The organism is Natronospira proteinivora (assembly GCF_024170465.1).
GTDB lineage: Bacteria > Pseudomonadota > Gammaproteobacteria > Natronospirales > Natronospiraceae > Natronospira > Natronospira proteinivora.
On record NZ_JALJYF010000002.1, the window covers coordinates 1,105,942 to 1,128,966 of the forward strand.

At 59.9% G+C, this 23,025-nt stretch carries 23 protein-coding genes and 1 tRNA gene; 13 read left to right on the plus strand and 11 right to left on the minus strand.

The window, feature by feature from the left end; translation table 11 throughout:
- Nucleotides 1-55: 55 nt before the first annotated feature.
- From J2T60_RS12015 to J2T60_RS12025, 3 genes are all read right to left on the minus strand, one after another.
- Complete coding sequence (locus J2T60_RS12015; protein WP_253450552.1) at nucleotides 56-682, minus strand: energy transducer TonB; 627 nt, start codon at nucleotides 680-682, stop codon at nucleotides 56-58.
- 173 nt (nucleotides 683-855) lie between these two features.
- Nucleotides 856-1,266: an OsmC family protein gene (locus J2T60_RS12020; RefSeq protein ID WP_253450555.1), complete on the minus strand. Its 411-nt coding sequence runs from the start codon at nucleotides 1,264-1,266 to the stop codon at nucleotides 856-858.
- Nucleotides 1,267-1,492: 226 nt separating this feature from the next.
- The gene (locus J2T60_RS12025) at nucleotides 1,493-1,894 is read right to left on the minus strand and encodes a DUF423 domain-containing protein (RefSeq protein WP_253450558.1); all 402 of its coding nucleotides are present in this window, start codon (nucleotides 1,892-1,894) and stop codon (nucleotides 1,493-1,495) included.
- Nucleotides 1,895-2,016: 122 nt separating this feature from the next.
- Here J2T60_RS12025 and J2T60_RS12030 point away from each other — a divergent pair, with 122 nt between their 5' ends.
- On the plus strand, nucleotides 2,017-2,196 hold the full coding sequence (locus J2T60_RS12030) for a PLDc N-terminal domain-containing protein (protein ID WP_253450561.1): 180 nt from the start codon (nucleotides 2,017-2,019) through the stop codon (nucleotides 2,194-2,196).
- Nucleotides 2,197-2,215: 19 nt separating this feature from the next.
- Here the strand turns inward: J2T60_RS12030 and J2T60_RS12035 are convergent, their stop codons facing one another.
- Nucleotides 2,216-3,013 carry a hypothetical protein gene (locus tag J2T60_RS12035; protein WP_253450564.1) on the minus strand — a complete coding sequence of 266 codons (798 nt, stop codon included), beginning with the start codon at nucleotides 3,011-3,013 and terminating at the stop codon, nucleotides 2,216-2,218.
- 134 nt (nucleotides 3,014-3,147) lie between these two features.
- Between J2T60_RS12035 and J2T60_RS12040 the strand changes: the two genes are divergently transcribed.
- The 11 genes from J2T60_RS12040 to J2T60_RS12090 all read left to right on the plus strand — a co-directional run bounded on the left by J2T60_RS12040 (nucleotide 3,148) and on the right by J2T60_RS12090 (nucleotide 16,108).
- Nucleotides 3,148-4,071 carry an NAD(P)H-dependent glycerol-3-phosphate dehydrogenase gene (locus J2T60_RS12040; protein WP_253450567.1) on the plus strand — a complete coding sequence of 308 codons (924 nt, stop codon included), beginning with the start codon at nucleotides 3,148-3,150 and terminating at the stop codon, nucleotides 4,069-4,071.
- Entirely contained in the window at nucleotides 4,068-4,814 is a 747-nt protein-coding gene (locus tag J2T60_RS12045) for a glycerophosphodiester phosphodiesterase family protein (RefSeq protein ID WP_253450570.1), read from the plus strand. The genes J2T60_RS12040 and J2T60_RS12045 overlap by 4 nt, the downstream gene beginning before the upstream one ends.
- Entirely contained in the window at nucleotides 4,801-6,237 is a 1,437-nt protein-coding gene (locus J2T60_RS12050) for an FGGY family carbohydrate kinase (protein ID WP_253450573.1), read from the plus strand. The genes J2T60_RS12045 and J2T60_RS12050 overlap by 14 nt, the downstream gene beginning before the upstream one ends.
- Nucleotides 6,238-6,265: 28 nt before the next feature.
- Entirely contained in the window at nucleotides 6,266-6,982 is a 717-nt protein-coding gene (locus J2T60_RS12055) for a zeta toxin family protein (RefSeq protein ID WP_253450576.1), read from the plus strand.
- A 10-nt stretch (nucleotides 6,983-6,992) separates the two neighbouring features.
- Entirely contained in the window at nucleotides 6,993-7,148 is a 156-nt protein-coding gene (locus J2T60_RS12060) for a hypothetical protein (RefSeq protein WP_253450579.1), read from the plus strand.
- Between the two features lie 189 nt (nucleotides 7,149-7,337).
- Nucleotides 7,338-7,961, plus strand: coding sequence for a restriction endonuclease subunit S domain-containing protein (locus J2T60_RS12065; protein WP_253450582.1), 624 nt, complete (start codon nucleotides 7,338-7,340; stop codon nucleotides 7,959-7,961).
- Nucleotides 7,962-7,974: 13 nt separating this feature from the next.
- A complete protein-coding gene (locus tag J2T60_RS12070) occupies nucleotides 7,975-9,489 on the plus strand; it encodes a type I restriction-modification system subunit M (protein ID WP_253450585.1) in 1,515 nt (504 codons plus the stop codon).
- The gene (locus J2T60_RS12075; RefSeq protein WP_253450588.1) at nucleotides 9,479-10,720 is read left to right on the plus strand and encodes a restriction endonuclease subunit S; all 1,242 of its coding nucleotides are present in this window, start codon (nucleotides 9,479-9,481) and stop codon (nucleotides 10,718-10,720) included. Before J2T60_RS12070 ends, J2T60_RS12075 begins: the two co-directional genes overlap by 11 nt.
- Before the next feature lie 29 nt (nucleotides 10,721-10,749).
- Nucleotides 10,750-14,037: a type I restriction endonuclease subunit R gene (locus J2T60_RS12080; RefSeq protein ID WP_253450591.1), complete on the plus strand. Its 3,288-nt coding sequence runs from the start codon at nucleotides 10,750-10,752 to the stop codon at nucleotides 14,035-14,037.
- A complete protein-coding gene (locus J2T60_RS12085; protein WP_253450594.1) occupies nucleotides 14,030-14,788 on the plus strand; it encodes a M48 family metallopeptidase in 759 nt (252 codons plus the stop codon). Before J2T60_RS12080 ends, J2T60_RS12085 begins: the two co-directional genes overlap by 8 nt.
- A gap of 459 nt (nucleotides 14,789-15,247) precedes the next feature.
- Nucleotides 15,248-16,108, plus strand: a complete 861-nt coding sequence (locus tag J2T60_RS12090) for a hypothetical protein (protein ID WP_253450597.1) — start codon at nucleotides 15,248-15,250, stop codon at nucleotides 16,106-16,108.
- Nucleotides 16,109-16,519: 411 nt separating this feature from the next.
- On the opposite strand, the gene J2T60_RS12095 is transcribed toward J2T60_RS12090, so the two are convergent.
- The 7 genes from J2T60_RS12095 to J2T60_RS12125 all read right to left on the minus strand — a co-directional run bounded on the left by J2T60_RS12095 (nucleotide 16,520) and on the right by J2T60_RS12125 (nucleotide 21,772).
- A tRNA-Ile gene (locus J2T60_RS12095) sits at nucleotides 16,520-16,596 on the minus strand.
- An 88-nt stretch (nucleotides 16,597-16,684) separates the two neighbouring features.
- Entirely contained in the window at nucleotides 16,685-18,214 is a 1,530-nt protein-coding gene (locus J2T60_RS12100; RefSeq protein WP_253450600.1) for a M61 metallopeptidase family protein, read from the minus strand.
- A 4-nt stretch (nucleotides 18,215-18,218) separates the two neighbouring features.
- Nucleotides 18,219-19,439, minus strand: coding sequence for a DNA polymerase IV (gene dinB, locus J2T60_RS12105; protein ID WP_253450616.1), 1,221 nt, complete (start codon nucleotides 19,437-19,439; stop codon nucleotides 18,219-18,221).
- Nucleotides 19,436-19,708 (minus strand): hypothetical protein, encoded by a 273-nt coding sequence (locus tag J2T60_RS12110; protein ID WP_253450620.1) that lies wholly within the window; start codon nucleotides 19,706-19,708, stop codon nucleotides 19,436-19,438. The genes dinB and J2T60_RS12110 overlap by 4 nt, the downstream gene beginning before the upstream one ends.
- Nucleotides 19,708-20,226, minus strand: a complete 519-nt coding sequence (locus J2T60_RS12115; RefSeq protein ID WP_253450623.1) for a DUF4136 domain-containing protein — start codon at nucleotides 20,224-20,226, stop codon at nucleotides 19,708-19,710. The genes J2T60_RS12110 and J2T60_RS12115 overlap by 1 nt, the downstream gene beginning before the upstream one ends.
- A gap of 80 nt (nucleotides 20,227-20,306) precedes the next feature.
- Entirely contained in the window at nucleotides 20,307-20,930 is a 624-nt protein-coding gene (locus tag J2T60_RS12120) for a DUF4136 domain-containing protein (protein WP_253450626.1), read from the minus strand.
- 89 nt (nucleotides 20,931-21,019) lie between these two features.
- Nucleotides 21,020-21,772 carry a pteridine reductase gene (locus J2T60_RS12125; protein ID WP_253450629.1) on the minus strand — a complete coding sequence of 251 codons (753 nt, stop codon included), beginning with the start codon at nucleotides 21,770-21,772 and terminating at the stop codon, nucleotides 21,020-21,022.
- A gap of 45 nt (nucleotides 21,773-21,817) precedes the next feature.
- Here J2T60_RS12125 and J2T60_RS12130 point away from each other — a divergent pair, with 45 nt between their 5' ends.
- A complete protein-coding gene (locus J2T60_RS12130) occupies nucleotides 21,818-23,020 on the plus strand; it encodes a class I SAM-dependent methyltransferase (RefSeq protein ID WP_253450632.1) in 1,203 nt (400 codons plus the stop codon).
- Nucleotides 23,021-23,025 lie beyond the last annotated feature (5 nt).

A 23,025-nucleotide genomic window follows, 5' to 3' on the forward strand; every position in this document is an offset into this window, starting at 1 on the left:
AAGAAGGCCGGGGTGCTTTCACACCCCGGCCGTCAATGTAGCGACAAAATTTGGATCAGTTCTGGTCGGCCAGCCTGAAATCGATGATCTGAGTGGCTTGGCGCTCCACCGGCCGTCCATCGACGATCCGGGGCTGGAAGCGCCATTGCTCCACCGCGCGCAATGCCGAGCGGTCAAACATCCGTCGGGGTTGGGAATCGACCACCCGGGCATTTACCACCCGGCCTTCCGGCGTGATGGTAAAGCTCACCCGGACCCAGCCTTCCACACCCTGAATCAGTGCCTCCCGGGGCCATTGCGGCTCGATGCGGACAAGGGGCATGACATCACCGTCCCGGTTGCCAGCTTGATCCATCCGGCCCAGGTAGGGGCCGATTGGGACGCCACCGGCAATACCCAGGTTAGGGCGGTCAAACTGCAGCTGTGGCCGATGGCTCATTTCCATCTGTTGCCGGTGCTGCATCATTTGCGGGGGTGGGGGTTCCACCTCCATCAGCGGTTCGGGGAGGTGACGAGTCCGTTCCCGCACCCTTTCGTCCCGCTCCACCCGGATGAAATCAATCCGTTGGGCATCCAGCTTTTCCATACCGGTGGCATCGTCGACACCGATCATCGTGTTCATGGTAATGAAAAGCAGAACGGCGACAATCGCACCGCCTACGCTGGCAAGGATTATTTTCATAGCGCACCTCCCTACCCCTCAGGGCTTGCTGACCTGGGGTGGCAGTAGCGAACGCCCTTCTCCGGAACTTCGTCCATTTCTTCGATGGCCCGGCCGGTTGATTGTCGTTCACAGATTAAGACCGGTTTCTGGGCTCCGGGTTCTTGGAAAGTGCGATTATTTTCAAACTATTTTCATGGCCCTGTCGCCCGGACCTCGGAGCTGTGGCTGACCTTGACCGAATGCCCCAGCATGATAGATACCGAGCAGTACTTGTCAGCAGAGAGTCGAACTGCTCGTTCCACATGATGTTCGCCCACGTCCTCGCCGGTGACGATGAAGTGCATATGGATTTCGGTGAACACCGACGGCGGCCCCTCCGCCCGCTTGGCACTCAACTCCACCCGGCAGCCGGTCACTGCCTGGCGGGCCTTTTCCAGAATACCTACCACATCCACCGAAGAGCAGCTGCCTGCCGCCATCAGTACCGTTTCCATGGGGCTCGGCCCGGTCTTGCCACGATCGCCATCCATGAGGATCTCGTGACCGCTTTCCGAGCGGGCTCGAAACCGCTGTTCCCCATCCCATTCGATACTGGCTTTCATGTTGCTGCTCCCGTGAAAAAACGTTCAGATTGAAAGGCGGCCCCTTGGCTGTCAAGCATGGGAGGGGGCCCCAAAAGGGGGATGGTTTGCCGTACAAGGGCGAACTATGCTTTTTGGCATGTTCCGTGTTTGGCACGGTCATCGAAGCCCGCCCCCGGGCGTTATAAGAAGAAATCCCCAAGCAGAAGTCGTCCTCACCCCGCTCCGGCGGGGTTCTTTTTGTCCCCTAATGGTTGCTGATGGCCCGTAGCGCTGCCATGGCCAAGGCCAGCCAGGCGAGAATGAAACACAGGCCGCCAATCGGGGTGACCGGCCCCAGCATTCGCCAGCCTGTCAGGGTCATCAGGTACAGGGAACCGGAAAAGAGGACAATGCCGGCCAGCATGAGTCCGCCGGACCAGCGTAGCCAGCTGCTATCCATGAAATGCAATGCCACGCCCACCGCTAGCAGGGCCAGGCCATGAATGAGGTGGTACTGCACGGCCGTCTCCCAAACCGCCAATCCCCGTTCCAGGGGCAGGGTATCCGCCCGGGCCCGCAGGGCATGGGCCCCGAAGGCCCCCAGGGTTACCGCCAGGGCCATGTTTAGCCCGGAGAGGGCCATCATCCAAAGTGAAAACAGTGACATGTTCAAACCTCATCCCGCATTGCCAGGGAGGCAAGGGTGCACTAGGCTCAAGACAGCGTCCAGCCCACACGGTGGCAGGACCCAATCATAGCCCCACGGGGGTTGAGAGAAGGAGTCGTACCATGGGACTGGAAGTTGGTGGTCTGCTGGGTTTAATCTGGCTCATTATTGTGGTCTGGGCCATTATTCGCACTGCCCAGAGTCGGGCGGCTGATCCACTGGTCAAGGCCATCTGGATCGTGGTGTTGCTGGTCCTGCCGGTACTTGGGCTCATTCTCTGGCTCTTGCTGGGGCCACGCTGAAGACGCTGGAACAGCGGGGTTAGCGATCTCTCAGTTCAGTGCTCGCCCCGCTGCCGTAGTCCCGCAACTGCAAGGTCGCTTCCTCGCCTTCCGGGTCCTGCCATTGAAACTGCACCACTTGGCCGGGGACTGAATCGTTCAGCCACCAGGTCTGGAATCCCTCTCCATCTTCCCCCAATGCCAGGCGGCGGGTATCGAAACGGCCGGCCGGCACCGCAATGGTTTCGTGGCTTTCCCGGGCCTGCTCGGCCAGAGCATCGGCGTCCAGTCGGCGGGGCCCCTGGGCCTGAGATTCCTCCAGTGAGACTTCCTGAACCGCTTCGTCCTTGCCCGGTTTCAGCAGCATGCGGCGGGTTTGGCCGATCTCCGGATCCAGCAGGCTTTCCATGATCATCTCATCGCTGCCCTCAGGATCACCCCAGCGAAGCTGCCACCACTGACCTTCGTCCGTCTCGCCCAAATAAGCACGGCGCATCCAGACACCCGCGGGCTCACCGTCCGCGTCCAGCCATTCCCATTCGGTATATTCCCCGGCCCGGTAGTCATCATCGGCCTGGGCCAGATTCATAGTGGGATTATGCAGTGCCACCTGGCCTAGCCAGCTCATGACTTCCGGCTGGAAGCGGGCCAGGATGGCATCGGCCACAGCCTGGGCCATCTGCGCGCTGACTTCTGCCATGGCCTGGCTGGCGGCTTCCTGGGCCACATCCTGTGCGGCACGGCGGGCTGCCTTTTCCGGATCGGCCAGTACATCCAGGGCGGTGCAGCCGGCCAACGACAGGTAGGCGGCAAGGCAGAAGCCGATTCTTGTTCTCATGGCGATATTCCTTTCCTGTTTGATTTTTCAGACTAGCAGGTCGGCTGGTAAAGGGGGAGCTTTGCCGGCAGCCGCGGCTCCGCTGGGCATGCTATGTTGTTGACCATGCGTTAACGCACAAATAAGGAGTGTGCATGGTCACTCGTGATGAGCGCTGTCTGATTCTGGGCCGTGGTGCCATGGGGCGGATGTTCGAGGGACTGCTTCGTCATCGCCTCCATGTGGAGACATGGGATCGGGATCCGGACAGCGGGACGGAAACCGCGCCATTGGAAAACCAGCTAGCCGATGCGCAAGTGCTGATACTGGCCGTGCCGGCCAAGCCGCATGATGAACTGCTCAGGCGGGTGGCGGCGGCCCTGCCCGAGGGGCTTCTTTGTCTGACCATTGCCAAGGGGCTGGATGGTGAGGGGCGTACGCCGGTTCAGCGAATGGCCGAACACCTGGGAGAGGCTTGCGATTGGGGCGCCCTGTACGGCCCGATGATCGCCCGGGATCTCAGTGAAGGGCGCCCGGGTTTTGCCCTGGGGGCGGCCAATGGTGATGTGGCCGGCGAGCGCATTCAGTCGCTGTTCGCCAAGACACGTCTACATGTACAGGCCAGCCGGGATACCCATGGGGCGGCCTGGGCGGCCATCCTGAAGAATGTGTATGTGCCCTTGATCGGCATGGCCCAAGGCCTGGGTATGGGCGATAACGTGCGAGGCTATCTGGTCACCGCGGCCCTGGCCGAGTTGGCCCGAATCGTGGAAAGAATGGGGGGTGATGCGGCCACCGCCTATAGCCTGGCCGGGCTGGGGGATCTGGTGACCACCGCCACCAGCTTATCTTCGCATCATCGCTCCCTGGGCGAAGACATGGCGCAAGGTGATCGCAGCATGCTGGCCGACAAGAACGGTTACATCCGCAGCGAAGGCGTGCATACCGCGGCCATGGTAGCCAAGCATGGTTTGTTGCCCCTGGATGATTACCCCCTGTTCGCGCTGACCCATGCCTTGTTCGAGGATTCCAGCGATATGGAATCACGGATTTTATCCATGCTGGGGCAGCTGGAATGAGCGGGCAGGGCTGGCCGGATCGACTGGTGGCCCATCGTGGGTGGCCAGGGCGTTACCCGGAGAACAGCCGCTCGGGCATGCGGGCGGTACTGGAAGCCGGTGCCCGTTTTGTGGAGTTCGATGTGCAATTGACGGCGGATCGCCAGGCCCTGGTTTTTCATGATGATCAGCTCTACCGTCTGATGGGCCTGCCGGGCCGGGTGGGTGATCTGGACCTGAAAGAACTGCTGGCGGCCCCCCTGCGTCAGCCCGAGGGGGATGGCTTTGTCGAGGAAGGCCCACCCTCCTTGCAAGCCATGCTGGCGCTGCTCTCGGATTGGCCGACGGTGACCGTCTTCATCGAGCTCAAGCGGGCCAGCATGCGCCGTTATGGCCGGGATGCCCTGCTGGAGTCGGTATTGGCGGCCCTCCATGGTGTGACCAATCCGGTGGTACTGATTTCCTTTGATAGCCAGGTGCTGGAGCGGGCCCGGGCCCGCGGTGCGAAATCCATCGGCTGGGTGTTTAAACCCTGGAACGAGCGGGCCCGGATCGAGGCGGCCCGCCTGAGTCCGGATTATCTCTTTGTACGCAAAGACCGGGTGCCGGCCGGCGAGGCACCTTTTTGGCCCGGGTCCTGGCAGTGGGTCATCTATGATGTGAATGAACGGGCATCCGCCGAAGCCCTGCTGACGCGCGGGGCCGATCTCATCGAAACCGATTATCTGCCGGAGTTGGCGGGGCTTGCCCATGGCAGAACCTGAGTTTTACTTGTTGTTGGACCAAGGCGGGCACAGTTCCCGGGCCATGGTGCTGGATGGCCAGGGTGTGATCCGGGCCGAGGCAAAGTATTCGGTGGAGACTCGGGAAAGCGGGGATCGGGTGGAGCAGGATGGGCCGGCGATTCTCGACAGCCTGCGCCAGGCTATTGGCACGGTGATGCAATCACTGGCTCAGGATGCGCATCATCTGGTGGCGGCCGGTTTGGGCGTGCAGCGGGGCAGTGTGCTTTGTTGGCGACGCAGCAACGGCGAGGCCCTGTCGCCGGTGCTGTCCTGGCGGGACCGGCGGGCGCCGGCTGAATCAGGCCTCGACCCCGCCGATATCCGGCAGCGAAGTGGGCTCCGCTTTTCTCCCTATGGCGGTGCCCCCAAGCTGCGCTGGTGTCTGGATGAACTGCCCGCGGTTCAACAGGCCCGATTGGACAATGACCTGGTGATGGGTCCTCTGGGCAGTTATTTGATTCAGGGCTTGTTGCGAGAGCAACCCGCACTGGTGGACCCCACCCTGGCCCAGCGGACCCTGCTCTACGATCGCCGGACCATGGATTGGAGCGAGCCAACTCTGGCGCAACTGGGTATTGAGCGGGATCATCTGCCCCGCGTCGTGCCCAGTCATCATCCCTATGGTTATCTCCGGGACGGCCCGGTGGATTGTCCGCTGACCCTCCTGCAGGGCGACCAGAACGCCGTTCCCTGGGTCGCCGGCCCGCCGGCGGGCGACACGGCCTATATCAATCTGGGCACCGGCGCTTTCATCCTGCGCCCGGTGGATGGCGAGCAGTATCCCGGTCCCTTCCAGTTCAGTCTGCTCGACCCCGGCCAGGCACCCCATTACGCCCTGGAGGCCAGCGTCCATGGCGCCGGCGCGGCCCTGCAATGGTTTGCCAATACGCGGGGCAGGGCGGTGGCGCCCGAGGAGATTCAGGTCAGTCTGGATGGTGAGCGGACACCATCCATTTTCCTCAATACCGTGGGCGGACTGGGGTCGCCCTGGTGGCAGCCGGGGCCTTCGCCCCAGTTTCTGGATACGGCCGGACAGTCCGTGGCAGTCGATGGTGATGATCCGGCCCAGCTGGCCGCTATCCTGGAAAGCCTCTGTTTTCTGATCAAGGTGAATCTGGACACCATGGAGACCCTGGCCGGGCCGATTGAGAAGCTGATTGTGGCCGGTGGCCTGAGCCGTAGCCGCCCCCTCTGCCAACGCCTGGGCCAGTTGATGGACCGCCCCCTCTATCGTCTGGAGAACCCGGAAGCCACCCTGGTGGGTCTATGGTCCCAGCTGGCCGGCCCCGAGCAGCCTCGAACGGGTGAGCGCGTGGAAAGTGATCGTCCGGATCCCCACTTGCAGGCACGCTTTCAGCATTGGCATCAAGCCCTGGAGTCGGTCTTGTCTGGCAGGAAATGAATTTTTTGATTATGTAGGAGCCTAGAGCGTGGAGCAGAATGAGAAAATCATTGAAAAGCAGGCCATAGAGCTCGCTCGGGCTAGGAAAAAAGAGATCGCCAGGAAATGGACCGATCCCGAGCGGTTTCCACCTGAGGAAGAGCCGGTATCTGTCTTCATGGCTGGCTGTCCTGGTGCCGGGAAAACCGAGGCCTCGATAGAGCTACTTGAAAGCTTGGACGGGAATGGAAGCCCCATCATTCGGATCGACCCCGACGAGCTACGGGATGAGTTTCCGGGCTATACGGGAGGTAACTCGTGGCTTTTCCAGGCAGGGGTCTCAATTCTTGTTGAGAAGATCCATGACCTCGCCTTGAAGCAGAAGCAGAGTTTTCTTCTCGATGGCACATTGACCAACTATAGGATAGCGGAGCAGAACGTGAAACGCTCTTTGAAGAAGGGGCGGTTCGTACAGATCCTTTATGTCTACCAGGAGCCGAAGCTCGCCTGGGAGTTTGTGAAAGCCCGGGAGCAAAAGGAAGGGCGAAATATACGTCCTGAGGATTTCGTCCGCCAGTATTTTGCGGCACGGGAGGTCGTAAATCGCCTCAAAGGCGAGCTGGGAAAGGAACTGCGAGTCGATTTGCTGGTCAAGGACCATGACGGGTCTCACAAGGCGTACAAGGCCGGGATCGACAAGATTGACAACCACCTCCCTGAAAAATATGATCCCGAATCCTTGGAAAAGCTTCTCGGCCTCCGCTAGAGTCAACAGTATGTTCGGAACAAAGAAAAAAGCCGTCGGATCCACCCGTTTTTCGGATTTCATCCGGAACGCCTCGGCGCGCGAGAAGAAAAAGCTCTATGAGAAAGTGCTGGAGCGGGCTTCAGAGCGCCAGCGCCGTGTAATCGAGGGCGCTTCAGAGGGCTAGCTCCTGTTGCCCTCTTGGTCCCTTGGTCACACTCTGCTCACCTCTGTCTGTCTTACCCCACGTCCTATCCGAGCGCTGCAGGCCGCGTGCGGTGAAATTCCCTACTCGTTGAGCAGATAAACTTGCACGGTCCGTTGGGAGCGACTACTCTGCATCATAATCGATGATGCAGATGAGACCGTAGCGCCCATGGCCGCAACACCTCTTAACCAGATCGCAGAAATCCTGCCCGGCTACCCGTTTCGCGGGGCGCTGAAGGCGCAGGCGGATGGCAATGCCTGGGCGGTTCAGGTGCGACATGTCTCGTCGCGGGAGTGGGTCAGCATGGATTCTGCGGCCCGGGTTGTGGGTGGGGAGGCGCTGGATCGGGTGCAGTTGGGTGGCCGCCGGCGGCCGGATTACCTGCAGCCGGGGGATGTGCTCTTTATGGCGCGTGGCCCTCGCAATGGGGCTGTTCTGATTGAGGAGGTCCCCGAGGCGACGGTCTGCACTCCGCATTTCTTTCTCATCCGCCTGAAGCCAGGATCGGATGACATCGTTGATCCGGGCTTTCTCGTCTGGCAGCTCAATCACGGCGAGGGGCGGGCGGCCATTGCCGCGGGTCGGCAGGGCTCGCTGATGCCCAGTGTGCCTAAGACCGAGCTGGCCGCTATCCGCCTGCACCTGCCGCCCCTGGCCCGACAGCGCCACCTGGTGGCACTGTTTCGGGGGGCGGACCGCGAAGCTGAGCTGATGCAGGCGCTTATCGATAACCGACATCGGGAGGTCACGGCCATTGGCCGGGCCATGCTGGATACCGTCCGTAATGGATAACAGGGAGAACACCATGAACACCCCCGTCAGCCAGGCGCAGATCAACAAGGCGGTCTGGAACGCCTGTGACACCTTTCGCGGGACTGTGGACGCGAGCATCTACAAGGATTTCGTGCTCACCATGCTCTTTGTGAAATACCTGTCCGATGTCTGGCAGGACCACTGGGAGCAGTACCAGTCCGAGCACGGCGACCACCCGGAGCTGATTCGGGAGCTGATGAAGAATGAGCGCTTCGTGTTGCCACCGGCGGCCAACTTCTATGACCTCTACGAGCACCGGCATGAGCCCGGCAACGGCGAGCGCATCGATAAGGCCCTGCACGCCATCGAGGAAACCAACAGCCAGAAGCTGGCCGATGTCTTCCAGGACATTAGTTTCAACTCCAACAAGCTCGGCGATGAGAAATCGAAAAATGAGATCCTCAAGGCCCTGCTGGAGGACTTCCACCGCCCCGAGCTGAACCTGCGGCCCAGCCGCATTGGTCGGCTGGACATCATCGGCAACGCCTACGAGTTCCTGATCGCCCAGTTTGCTGCGAGCTCCGGCAAGAAGGCCGGGGAGTTCTATACCCCCGCCGAGGTGTCCGAGCTAATCGCCGAGCTGCTGAGCCCGGAAGAAGGCGACGAGATTTGCGACCCGGCCTGCGGCTCCGGCTCCCTGCTGCTCAAATGTGCCAACCAGATCAAGAACGCTTTTAACGGCTCGAAGAAGTTCGCCCTCCATGGGCAGGAAGCCATCGGCAGCACCTGGGCCCTGGCCAAGATGAATATGTTCCTGCACGGCGTGGACAATCACCGCATCGAGTGGGGCGACACCATCCGCAACCCCAAGCTGCTGGACAACAAGGGCCGGCTACAGCAGTTCGATGTGGTGGCGGCCAATCCGCCCTTCTCGCTCGACAAGTGGGGCCATGACTCCGCCGAAAATGACCCGCACAACCGTTTCCGCCGTGGCATCCCACCCAAGACCAAGGGTGACTACGCCTTCATTCAGCACATGGTTGAGACCCTCAAGCCGAAAACCGGGCGTATGGGCGTCGTGGTCCCCCACGGCGTGCTCTTCCGCGGCTCATCCGAGGGCAAGATCCGCAAGCAGCTGATCGAGGAAGGCCTGCTGGATGCCGTGATCGGCCTGCCGGAAAAGCTCTTCTTCGGCACCGGCATCCCCGCCGCCATTCTGGTGTTTCGCCAGGACAGGCAGGACGACAAGGTGATGTTCATCGACGCCAGCCGCGAATTTCAGGCCGGCAAGAACCAGAATGCCCTGTCGGAAGACAATATCCGAAAGATCGTCGAGACCTATCAGGCCCGCGAGACGGTGGACAAGTACGCCTACCTCGCCACCGTCGATGAGATACGGGAAAACGACTTCAACCTGAATATCCCCCGCTATGTGGACACCTTCGAGGAAGAGGAAGAAATCGACCTCATGGCGGTGCGCGCCGAGCGGAAGGAGCTCAAGGCGAAGCTGGAAACGCTGGAAACAGAGATGGACGGGTATCTGAAGGAGCTGGGTTATGGTGCCTGAAGGGTGGAAAGAAAAGCCTCTTGCGCAAGTATGCCGGAAGCCAGTTTCATACGGAATCGTGCAAACCGGAACGCCGCAAGAGAATGGTATCCCTTGTTTGAGGGTTGTGGATCTTACGAAGGCCCAGATGGATCTCGAAGAGATGATTACGACATCATCTGAAATTCACTATTCATACAAGCGAACTTCTCTGGAAGTCGGCGACATTGTTATGGCTTTGCGTGGCGAGGTGGGTTTAGTAAGGCTTATTGATGAGACGGTTGCCGGCTCCAATATCACGAGAGGATTGGCAAGAATCTCCGCGGATGGAGAAGATGTGATTTCTGAATATCTGCTTTGGGAGCTTCGGTCCCCGCGCTTTAGGGCTGATTTGATTCGCAGAGTGGGTGGTTCGGCGCTTCAGGAGATATCGCTTGCTGAGCTGCGTAAAACCAAAACCTGGCTTCCGCCGGTCCCTGAACAACGAAAAATCGCCAAAATTCTCTCCACCTGGGACGAAGCCATTGCCACCACTGAGCAGCTTCTGGCCAACAGCGAGCAGCAGAAAAAAGCCCTGATGCAGCAGTTGCTGACGGGAAAGAAGCGCTTGCCGGGGTTTGAGGGCGAGTGGAATGAATTTCGACTTGGAACATTATTTCACCGTGTGCGAGAAAAGAATGCAGGGCAAAGCGAAAATGTTGTAACTATTTCCGGGCGTGATGGCCTAGTTAAGCAAGGAGATTACTTCAAAAAATCTGTCGCATCAGAGATCCTGGATGACTATTACCTTTTGAGAAATGGACAGTTCGCATACAACAAGAGTTACTCCAATGGTTATCCGATGGGCGCGATCAAGCGCCTGAATCGATACAGTAAGGGCGTAGTTACTACCCTTTACATATGTTTTGAGGTCGCAGACGAAGAGGAAGCTGATGGTGACTATTTTGAGCAATATTTCGAGGCAGGGTTGTTGAACAATGGGTTATCTAAGATTGCGAATGAAGGTGGTCGAGCGCATGGCCTCTTGAACGTTAAACCTTCTGACTTCTTTAACCTGAAAGTTCATGCCCCTGACATAGATGAGCAAAAGCGAATCGCAGCAGTATTGTCCAGGGCGGATACGGAAGTTCTATTGGTGCTGCGTCGCTTAGAAGCGTTAAAGGCAGAAAAAAAGGCGCTTATGCAGCAACTCCTGACAGGCAAACGCCGCGTCAGGGTCAATGAAGCCGAGGCCGAATCCGCCACAGCCTAGGACTGGCAAAGATCACGGAAGGAGACCCAATGGGCACCGTCACCCCCAACACCAGCGAGCTCTACGCCTCGCATATCCCCGCCCTGGCCATGCTGATACGCCTGGGCTGGGAATATCGCTCGCCGTCGGCGGTGATGGAACTTCGCGGTGACTCCACCCGTGATGTCCTGCTGCGCCCGAAGCTGATCGATTTCCTGCGCCAGCACCGCTTCGAGTACAAGGGAAAGGAATACCCGCTCTCCAGCGAAGGCATCCAGCAGATTCTCAACACCCTGTCCTCGCCCGGCCTGGTCGAGGGGCTGATGCCGGCCAATGAGGCCGTGCATGACATGCTCACGCTTGGCATCACCGTCAATGAGTTCATGCCCGACGGCAAGCGCCATCCCACCACGGTGCCACTGGTCAACTGGCAGGCTATTGAACAGAACAGCTTCATCGTCACCGAGGAAATGGAGGTGCAGAACGCCTCCGCCACCGGCCATCGGCGCCCGGATCTGGTGGGCTTTCTGAATGGCATCCCGGTGGTCGTGATTGAGGCCAAGCGGGCGGCGTCTGGCAACCCGAACAAATCGATGATCGAGGAAAGTATCAGCCAGATGATCCGTAACCAGGGGGTGCAGGAGATACCGACTCTCTTCGCCTTTGCCCAGGTGCTGGTGGCCGTGAGCCAGACCGATGCCCGATACGGGACCACCAAGACGCCGCGCAAGTTCTGGTCGAAGTGGGAAGAGGAAGAGATCAGCCGCGAGGAACGCAAGGCCATCAAGAACCGGAAGCTGGACAAAGAGGCGAAGGAGGCTCTTTTCGCCGGCAAGGAGCCCCGGGTCCGCCAGTATTTCGAGCAACTTTGGGAGAAGCCGGTGCTGCCCACCGAGCAGGACGAGCTACTGATCGGCATCTTGAGCCCGGAGCGGCTGCTGTCGCTGCTGCGGTATTACATACTCTACTACAAGCACGACAAGATCATTGCCCGCCACCAACAGTTTTTCAGCATTGAGTCATTGCTGCGCCAGATTACCGGCTTGGACAAGCAGGGTGCCCGCCGGGGCGGCGTGATCTGGCATACCACGGGCTCGGGCAAGTCCTTCACCATGGTCTTTCTCAGCAAGCTGCTGGTGCTGCACGAGGCCCTCAAACAGTGCCGGGTGGTCGTGGTCACCGACCGGGTGGATCTGGAAAAACAACTTTCACGCACCTTTGCCGCTTCCGGCGCATTGGGGCTTAAGTCCGCGAGTCGCGGTGAGGCGGGCAAGGCCCGCATGGGCTCCGGCCGGGATTTGGCCCGGCAGATCGGCCAGGGCGAGCAACGGGTGATCTTCACTCTGGTTCAGAAGTTCTTGTCGGCCATCAAGCACAAGGAGTGCCATAACCCCAGCGAGAACCTGCTGGTGCTGGTGGACGAAGGCCACCGCAGCCATGGGGGCGAAAATCACCAGCGCATGCGCATGGCTCTGCCCAACGCCGCTTATATCGCCTTTACCGGCACCCCCTTGATGAAAAAGGACCGCCGGGAGACGGAAGAAACCTTCGGCCCCATCGTCCACGCCTACACCATGCGGCGGGCGGTGGAAGACGGCACCGTCTCCCCGCTGCTCTACGAAGAGCGCCGCCCGGCGCTGGATGTGAACCAGAAGGCCATCGACAACTGGTTTGAGACCATCACCCAGGGCCTGAGCGACGAGCAGAAATCGGATCTCAAGCGCAAATACGCCAAGCGGGGTGCCGTCTACGGCGCCGACAACCGCATTCGCCTGATCGCCTGGGACATCGCCCTGCATTTCAGCGAGAACTTCAAGAACCTGGGTAAGACCCTAAAGGGGCAGGTGGCTTGTGATAGCAAGCTGTCTGCCATCCGATACAAGCGCCATCTCGACGACACGGGCCTGGTCTCCTCCCGGATTGTGATTTCCCCGCCTGACACCCGCGAAGGCCACAGCGAGGTGGATGAGGCCGAACTCCCGGAGGTTCAGCAATGGTGGGCGAACAACATCAAGACCGACCCCTACGCCTATGAGCGCGAGACCATTGAGCACTTCGGCATGGAAGGCGACCCGGATCTGCTGATCGTGGTAGACAAGCTCCTCACCGGCTTCGATGAGCCCCGCAATGCCGTGCTCTACATCGACAAGCCTCTGAAGGGCCATAACCTCATCCAGGCCATCGCCCGGGTGAACCGCCTGCACGAGGAAAAGCACTATGGCCTGCTGATCGACTACCGGGGCATCCTCGCCGAGCTGGATACCGCCATCCAGAAATACCAGGACCTGGAAGAGCACACCCAGGGCGGCTTTGACATCGACGATATTGACGGGCTGTATCGCAATGTCGACACCGAGTACAAGCGCCTGCCTGAGTACCACCAGCGCCTCTGGTCCTTCTTCAGCGAGGTGGAAAATACCCAGGACCAGGAAGCTTACCGCCAGGTACTGATGCCGCGCTACCTGATGGACGCTGATGGGGTGGAATACGACGCCCGCCAGAAGCTCCGCGAGGAATTCTACGAAGCCCTGACCGAGTTCGGTATGTGCCTGCAGGTGGCTCGTAGCTCTCGCTCATTCTTCGAGGACAAGCGCTTCACCGAGGACATGATCCGCACCTACAAGCGTGATCTAAAATGGTTTGTCGAGCTGCGCAAGACGGTACGCCAGGATGCCCAGGAAACCGTGGACTACAGCGCCTACGAGAAACAGATTCGGAAACTGGTGGATCGCGATGTGGTGGGCGAAGAGATCGTCGCCAGCGATGAGACCTACGATGTTGGCAAGCTCGGCACCGATCCGGAGAACTGGGATGAGCAGAAAACCCGGAACGAAGCCGACAAGATCCGTACCCGCACCAAGAAAACCATCGAGCAGGACCTGGACGATGACCCCTATGCCAAGAAGGTGTTCTCGGCACTGCTGAAACAGGCCATCGAGGAAGCCGAGGCGCTGTTTGACCACCCCACCAAGCAGTACGCCCTGTTCCAAGAACTGGAGGAGCAGGTCAGGGGACGGAAACTGCCAGGCATTCCAGACGCTCTACAGGACAAGCCCCAGGCGCGGGCCTATTTCGGCATATTCCGGCTCGTCATCGGCGACGAGGCCATTGATCGCGAGCTGGAAAAATCCGGCGACGAGCTGGTGGACCTGGCGCTGGAGATCGAGCGGACCGTCAAGCGGGTGGTGGCGGAAAACAGCCTGAACCCGGCCGGCATCGAAACCGGCATCCGCAAACAACTGCTGCCGACACTGTTCGATCGATTTGGCTTGGACCAGGCCAAAGCGATACTGGATGAAGTGGTCCATGTGGTTCGGGTGGGGAGCCGCCATGACTGACATCGGTACCCGACAGGAACCGACCCACAGCGTCCCCTACGGCGAAGGTGAGCTCCGTTTTTTCTGGCGTCGCGGGGACAAACGCCCCAATGACGGCCGCCGAGCCCGCATCCATGTGCATCCCGATGGCCTCGTGGAGGTGGAAACCCCGCCCGACACCTCCCTTGTCGAAACCAAGCAGGCCCTCCTGAAGCGCGCCCGCTGGGTGACCCGCCACCTGCAGGAGATCCAGGCTCGCCGCCACGATGCCCTCGCCCGCGAATATGTCAGCGGTGAAACCCTGTTCTACCTGGGCCGCCGCCACCCCCTCAAGCTTATTCAGGCCGAGGGTGCTACCCGGGTCAAACTCCTCCGCGGCCAACTTCGCGTTAGCACGCCAGACACCTCCCGAAAGGCCGTTAAGGCTGCCCTCGAGCAGTGGTACCGCGAACACGCAAAAGCCGTATTCGCCCGCCGCCTGGAAACCATCGCTGAGCGCCTACCCTGGGTGAGCGAAGCCCCACCCTGGACCATCCGCGCCATGAAGACCCAGTGGGGTAGCTGCTCACGGACTGGCAGCATCCTGCTAAACCCACATTTGGTCAAAACTCCGATTCGCTGCATTGACTACGTCATTCTCCACGAGCTATGCCACCTGAAGGAGCACAACCACAGTGGGCGCTTTTATCAGCTCTTAGATATCGCCATGCCCGATTGGCGGGAGATCAAGGACCGACTCGATGGGATGTCGGAGCTTTACTTGAGCTGCTAAGCTCAAAAAGAGAGTTTGCGGAATGAGTTTCAGCGTCACTCTTCGCTACTTCCTCTGCAATCAGGCTTTGGAGTTTCACGACCTAGGCTGAGCCCTATACTCTTAGCGGCGAGCTTTACTCTTCTCGGTAGACGCGCCCTTTACAATGAGCTACTCCTACTCGACGGCAAATCGATTGGTCCGGAGATCGTAAACGTACTGGAAGTTTGCGCGGTAGCGACGAATCCGGTATGTCGATCGGTGAGGCACTTCGCTCGGCTCGCCTTAGGTCATAGGCCACTCGCGCCTGGGTGCTTTAATCAAGAGTTACGGAGAATAGGAAGCGCCGATCATTAATTCGCTAAACTATACACGGAGATTGCGGGGGAGCTTCAAAACTTCGGTCTCTATAACACGAAATAGCAGAGTGAAGGCGTATCCAAGCATATGCATGAATAATGTGATAGAGGCACACATCTCATGAAACGGAATAAAAAGCGAAAGCTATCGCAAGTAGTGGTTCTTTTCTTTGCATCGATGGCCGTCTGGTTTCTCATTGGACCCGATTATAATCAAGCCGCCCCTGTTTACCTTGCAAGTGTATTCGGAGCAACGCTGGGGTTCGTAATCACCGGTTTGGTAATCGTAACACTTCCTGCGGCAGTGTCTCGTTACAAGAATGGATTCTGGCCAGATTGGCATATATGGGCGGCCGTACCAATAATAGTTATTCATATGTATCTGGCGTACACAGGGCATACATACGAGGAAAAAGAAGATCAGCACAAGGCACAACACAGTAACGAGGCGCAAGAAACCAGTGAAGGCGACTGGGAGATTGTCGAGACGAGACCATTAACTGCAGAGGAGCGGGAAACTCTTGGAGAACGTTATCAGCCAGGACCGGAAGAGCTGGGCGAGGACCCGATTGCCGCTTACCAAAAGATGCTAGAAGCAGAACTAGACGCACGTGAAGCTGCCCAGGCTCGTGCTAAACATAGAACATGGCATGGATATCTGTGGGAGGGCGGGAAGTCGGTGCCGCGTGGTATCGGTGTTTTTCTTGGTGCCACACTCTGTTTCTCGCAGGATCAGTTAGATACTATGTTTGGTCATATGGGGTATGACATTGAGAGATCTGTCACGGAAGGCCCACTCCATAAACTTGGGCAGAATGTAACAGACATTTCCCAAAGGGTTTGGCCGCTGGGCGGCAATTATGCAGATGTGAGACTGGTGCAAATTATCGGGGTAATACTGGGCGGTACTTTTGTTCTGTTTATATGGTGGTGCTATAAACGATTCAAAACTTCGAAAACCCGCCGACAGAGCGCGCTTTAAGTGGTACTAAAGTCTTCAGTTAAAGCAATGCATCCTTTTCTCTCATGTGAGCGGATTACAATCGCTCCGGAGCAGCAGATGTAGTGTGACCGAGGTGTCAGACGGGGGCGTTCATCGTCACAATTGAGAAATAACCTGCCTAGTTAGTCTTCTAACCACAGAAATATGATCTCTTACACGCCGCACGGCTTACATTCGGGTATCAATGGGAAAATCTGGAGCCCATAGCTGGCTTTCTATCTACACCATTGCCCAAAAAGGGATCGATATGACCGGCAAGAAGTTAGATGGCGGCTTAAATTGGCCGAAATCGCCCAAAACGGCCACCTTATGGTGTCATGTCAGCATAAAGTGGCCGGAACGGCCAACTTATGCTTTCCCGCACATTGAGTGTTGCCCGTGAGGCAAAAATGGTGGGCCCGGCTGGACTCGAACCAGCGACCAAGGGATTATGAGTCCCCTGCTCTAACCAACTGAGCTACAGGCCCATTGAAGCGATATGACCACCTTGAAGGGATGACCACAGGGCGTGGATTATAGCCTCCCCGGCGGCTTCGGGTCACGAACCTTGTCTTGCTAGGGTAGCAGGGGCTCCTCGTGGGGCTGCATGATGGCCCGGCGGATGGGGGCCAGGGGCGCTTCTTCGTTCAGCTCGAACGTTTCTCCAGCCTGGGGCAGGCCCAGTGACTCAAGCAGCTGCTCGATATCGGGAAAACCCACCGACAGCACATGGTCGTCATAGAGGGGGCGAAAGATGGGCTCGCCACCGGCCAGTTCGTCCAGGCGGTCCATGACATCGCGGCCATCGGCACTGCGGCGTTGATCGAAACAGCAGTCCACCCATTGGGCCAGGATATGGTCCAGGCTTTGCTGTTTGTCGCTGCGGCGCCGCAGTTCCACATCGGCGATCAGCATCATGGCCGCACTGGCCCAGTAGACATAATCGGCGCCACCTTCCCGGTTCATGCGCCGGGCAATATCCAGGACGGTTCCCGGGCGCCGATCCCAGATGCCGTCATCCATATCCTCCATGAAACGTTGCCAGGCTTCGGCGGGGCTCAGGTGTCCGGCCCGGGCCAGGCCGATGTACTGGTAATAGGTGGCCAGTCCTTCCGGCAGCCAGCGGTGGTCGCTGGCCACCGGGGGGTGTAGCCAATGGATGAACTCATGGGCAATCAGGCCATCGGCTTGATAATCCGATTCGGGCTGGTGCCCGTTCATGCCCAGGGACATGCTCAGCCCGCCGGCCCGACTGACCCGGCCTCGGGCAACCGGCCGGTCACCGCTGTCCAGGGGGACGATAATGACCTGTCCCCGCTCGCTGGGTAATTGACCAAAGATGCTTTCGGCAGCTTCCAGGCCGGCCTGAAGCCATTGCCGGGTGAGTGTCATATCGGCCCGCTCGCCAGGCCCGTCCGCCTTTGCGACCGTGACCCGGGTTTGTTCGGAGTCCAGCTGGAAGCGTTCGAAGCGCCCCATGATGAAATCCGAATCCCAGCCCAGCGGCGGGTAGCCTAGTCGAAATACCGGGCCTTGATCTTCCGCCTCGGATTCAGATGAGGCGTCCAGCCAGTCCGGGTCGGCTTGCCAGGGGCCCTGGATGTCCATGCCTTCTTCCCGTTCGAAATGCAGCCGAATATCGATGTAGGGATTCAGGCTGCGGGGCCGCCAGAGCCAGATTTGTGGGGAGAGCACCAGGGCATCCCCGGTTCTGGCCGCGATGCCGATACTGCGGGCACGGGCGGCCTTGCCGAGATCTACCTGGTAATGAACGCAGTCATCGTCGGCCCGATCGGGTAGCCGCATCTGGCTGCCGCTGACTTCTACCCGACGCCGCTCGCCGGACTGGCGGATATGGGCATTTCTGAGCAGGGGGCGGGCCTGGCTGCTGCCGGCAAACAGGCTGTCGGGGAAGGGGCCATCGAAGCAGGCGCTCACCGACAGGGAGGAGAAGCCGTCATTCAGGCGTACTGTGTAATCATGAATCTGCTGGATGCTGGCACTGGCTGCAGGCCCCCCCAGCAGGCAGGCAATGAGCAGGTATAAGCGCAGGCTGTTGATTCCCCATCGTGATGGCTGCGATGAGGGATGACCATTGGCAACCATGGTGTCACTCTTGCGTTGAATCCGTCCCTAGCTTGTCCCGCCTGATGCCCCGCTGCAAGACACCGTCGCCAAAACGGGACCGGGCCTGGTCCAGCAGTGCGTCGGTGGATGCCCCCCGGGCCTGGTTGCCAAACAGGCCCAGTTGCCCAGTAGCCGCCACCAGTTCACGGGCGGCCAGGCCGGCCAGGCGAAGGCGGGGCGATCGATTCAGCCGCGCGGTTTCGGCTTGCCACCATTCGGTAGCCAGTGCCTGGGCCACATCGCGCAGTTCCGCGCCTTGGGCGCTGGGCCGGTTGAGCTTGCGCTGACGGCTCATGGTGTGAAAGTCCGGGGTTCGCAGCTTGATGGCCACACTGGCGGTTTCCAGTGACTTTCCACGCAGGCGGGCCGCCACCTCCTCGGCCATGCGTGACAGCTCTTCCTGCAGTCGGGGGAGTTGATTCAGGTCCCGGCCATAGGTTTGTTCGGCACTGATGGAGCGGGTCACGTGGTGGGCTTCCACCGGACGATCATCCTTGCCTTCGGCCAGGGCCTTGATGCGGCTGGCCGAACGGCCCAGCAGTCCCCGCAGCTGGGGTTCCGGGACTCGCCGCAGACTGCCAAAGGTGCTCAGCCCGGCCCGGCGCAGACGCTGGGTGGTGGTCTCGCCCACGCCCCAAAGACGTTCCACCGGCAATGGATCCAGAAAGGCCTGCCGACCGGCCTCGCTGACCTGGACCAGCCCATCCGGCTTGCCGATATCCGAGGCCAGTTTGGCCAGAAACTTGTTGGGGGCGATCCCCACCGAGGCAATCAGGCCAATCTGCTCCCGGATCCGGTCTTTCAGGGCCCGGGCGATGGCCTCGGGATTGTCCCGGGCATCCGGGTCGGCGCTGAGATCCAGAAAGGCTTCATCCAGGGACAGCCCTTCCACATCCGGGGTCAGGGCCCGGAAGCAATCGAACACCTGCTGGGAGAGGGCACGATAGCGCTCCATGCGGCCATTGCGGTAGTGCCCCCGGGGACAGAGCTGGCGAGCCCGATGCATGGGCATGGCCGAATGTACCCCAAAGCGGCGGGCCGGGTAGTTGGCCGCCGAGACCACGCCTCGCCCGCCCAGGCCGCCCACAATAACCGGCTCGCCTCGCAACTCGGGAAAATCCAGTTCTTCCACCGAGGCATAGAAGGCATCCAGGTCCACATGGAAGATCAGCCGTTGCGGTATCCGGGCGGGGGTGGTGCTCATTGTGGGGCTTTCATTATGTTGTCACGGACCCGATCCGCGGCCTGGTGCTGCAACAGCACCACATTGACGCTGCTGTTGTAGATGCGGCCCTGGGCCCGCAAGGACTCGATTCGGGCCCCATCGCTATCGGCACGCAGAAGCACATAATCTACGCCTTCCCGCAACTGATCACTCAGGGCCTTGAAGGCCCGGAAGGTGGTTCCCTTGGGGCAGTGAGCGGCTTCATCCAGTTCCCGGAAGGTGACCATCTGTTGGCTTGGGTCCCCCATTATTGATTGCTGGGCGGGAACTCATTCAGCAAACGGTTCACCAGTCGTTTCAGACGATCCTCAGACCAGCGGCTCTGGCCCTGCTGGCTTTCCTCCCAACCCCGCCAGACCAGCGTGTCATCGGATCGATCGATGATATCCAGCATCAGCACGCTTTGGGTCTGGCTGCCGCCACCACCCAGTCGGACACCGCCGCCCACATTACCGCTGCCCATGCCGATGCTGATGCTTGAGCCGGAGCTGCGGTCACCTCGGCGTGTGGTGGTACGATAGGTGATGAGGAAGTCAGCCTCTTCGGCCGGCACGGACTCATAACCACGGGCTTCCAGTGCATCACTGATCAGTCTCGCCATGCGGCGATCCAGGATTTCACTGTCACCCGCCGGGTCTTCCACTCCTTCCCGTGAGGGTACCTTCCAGGCGAAGGTCTGGTAATCGGAGAAGGCGATGTCCCGGTCATATTCGGTCTGGATCGGGGTAGCACAGGCGGTCAGGCCCACCAGCAAGAGCAAGGCCATGATTTGGCTCGCGCGGTTGGGAATATCTCTTGGGCGCAATGGCATAGTCTCCTCCCGGAGTGTGTAACGGTCCGCAGACATCATGAGTCGGGCGGAAAGTGGTGCAGAATACGATCCACCTGTTGCCGCAGCTGGTCATCCCGGAAGCGCGAGGGCCGGACCTCGCCGGCACGCCACCCCCGCCAGACCAGCTCATTCTGCTGGCGATCCACCACATCGATAATCAGGGTGCCTTCCTGATAACTGCGCTGATCATGGTAATAGATCGGCCCCGGATGATGTCGCCTGGCATGCCAATGGGGATAGTAGGGGTAGCCCGGCCCATAACTCAGGTGAACGCGGACATGGGGGTTGCTAAGCCGTTCCCGCGAAATGGTGTGATAGGTCACCAGTAGATCGGCGTCTTCCGCCGCCACTTCTTCCAGGCCCTTGGCTGTGAGAGTTTGGCGAATGGCATTGGCCATCCGCCGGTCCAGCAGTTCACTGTCCAGCACCGGGTCTTTGACTTGACGCCGGTCGGGATTGGCCCAGGCAAAGGTTTGATAACGCTCGAAATCCACGGATTGGTCATATTCCACCGGGCCGGTACCGGCACAGGCGGTCAGTAGCATGGCCGTGCATACCAGCAGCCAGATACCGAGATGGTGCTTGCCCCGGGCTTGGGATACAGGCTGTTTTATGGAATGGCTGAAGGTAGTATTCATTCGATCCCCCATCTGCGGGATTCCAGAGAGTCTGGTTGATAAGACCCAAGTTTAGCCTGCCGGGTTCCAAATAGGGGGCTATTCATGCTTTATTCCACGGCGCTTCGCCCGCCATCCACCGGTATCACCTGGCCATTGATGTAAGACCCATCCCGGACCAGGAATAAAACCGCGTTTGCGATGTCCTGGGGGTGGCCACTGCGGGCCAGGGGGATGCGGTCCAGGATGGTGTTCTGTGTGGCGGCATCCATGGGCTGCTCCGGCCACAGGATGGCACCGGGGGCGATACCGTTGACCCGAACTGCCGGGGCCAGCTCGCCGGCCAGGCTGCGGGTCAGCATCAGCAGGCCGGCTTTGGCAACGCTATAGATGGGGTGCCGGGCCAGGGGGCGATAGCCATGGATGTCGACAATATTGATGATCTGGCCCTGGCGTGCCGTGAGCGAGGGCGTAGCAGCCTGACTCAGGAAAAAGGGGCCCTTAAGGTTGCTGCCAATCAATTCATCCCAATGGCTCTCCTCGGCTTCTCCCACCGGCGTGGCATAGAAGCTGGAGGCGTTATTCACCAGCAGGTCCAACCCGCCCCATTGTTCGGCCGTCTTGATCAGAGACGGGAAGCCATCGGGCGCCAGCAGATCGGCCTGGGCGGTGACGGCGGAATCCCGGCGGCGGGTATTGAGGGTATCGGCCAGGGTTTCGGCTTCGGTGGCCGAATGGCGGTAGTGGATCACCACGTTCATACCGGCCTGATGCAGGGTTTCGGCAATGGTGGCGCCAATACGTCGGGCGGCGCCGGTGACCAGAGCCGTTTTCCCGCTCAATGAGGGTGTATTATCCTGCATGATTCTTTTTCTCCCGCGCACACGTTCAAGGCAGCCTACAAGCCCATGACTCAACACCGCAATTCATCCGGAGGGGATCCCGGCAGTCTGCCGGAGCCGCCGCCCGAGGCCCTCAAGCACAGCGAAACCCTGCGCCGGAAAATCCTGGAGACCATCGACGCCGAAGGGGGCGTGATTTCCTTCCATCGCTATATGGAAATGGCCCTGTATGAGCCGGGGTTGGGCTATTACAGCGCCGGGGCCCAGAAGTTCGGCGAGGCCGGGGATTTTATCACCGCACCCGAGATGTCATCCCTGTTCAGCCTGTGTCTGGCCGATCAGGCCGCCGAAGTACTGGACCGGCTGGGCGGCGGTGACATTCTGGAGATGGGAGCCGGTTCCGGGGCCATGGCGGCGGCTATTCTGGATCATCTCGCTGCGGAAGGGAAATTGCCGGATCGCTACCTGATCCTGGAGGTCAGCGCCGATTTGCGTGAGCGCCAGGCCCGCACCATCGAGGAACGGGCCCCGGACCTGCTGGAACGGGTGGAGTGGATCGAGGCCCTGCCCGAGCGCTTGCGCGGTGTGGTGCTGGGCAATGAGGTCCTGGATGCCTTGCCGGTGGAGCGGTTTCGGATTCGAGGCGGTGCTGTGCGCCGTCTGGGCGTGGCCCGTCGGGGGCAGGGGCTTGGCTGGCGGGAGATGTCTCATGACCGTGACCTGTCCGACCGGGTGCGTGCTGTGGAATCAGAATTGGGCCGCAAGCTACCGGAAGGCTATGAGTCCGAGCTGGCCGTTTCCCTGCAGGCCCTGGTTGAGGATGTGGGCCGCTGTCTCACACGCGGCGCGGCGGTTTTCATCGACTATGGCCTGCCCCGGCGGGAGTTTTACATGCCGGAGCGCCATCAGGGCACCCTGATGTGCCATTACCGGCACCGCGCCCACCAGGATCCTTTCCTCTATCCCGGCATTCAGGACATTACCGCCTGGGTGGATTTCACCACCGTGGGCGAGGCCGCCCTGGCCTCGGGATGTCAGCTGTTGGGGTTCAGTACCCAGGCTCATTTTCTTCTGGGCGCGGGCATTGATCGTCATATCGGCGGGGTGAGTCCGGAAGATACCCTGGTCCAGCTCAAGCTGGCTCAAGAAGTGAAATTATTGACCCTGCCCGGTGAGATGGGGGAGCGTTTCAAGGTGATGGGCTTTGCCCGGGGGGATGATCTGGACATGAGCGGCTTTCATTTTCGAGATTTGCGGGTTCGTCTCTGATGAAG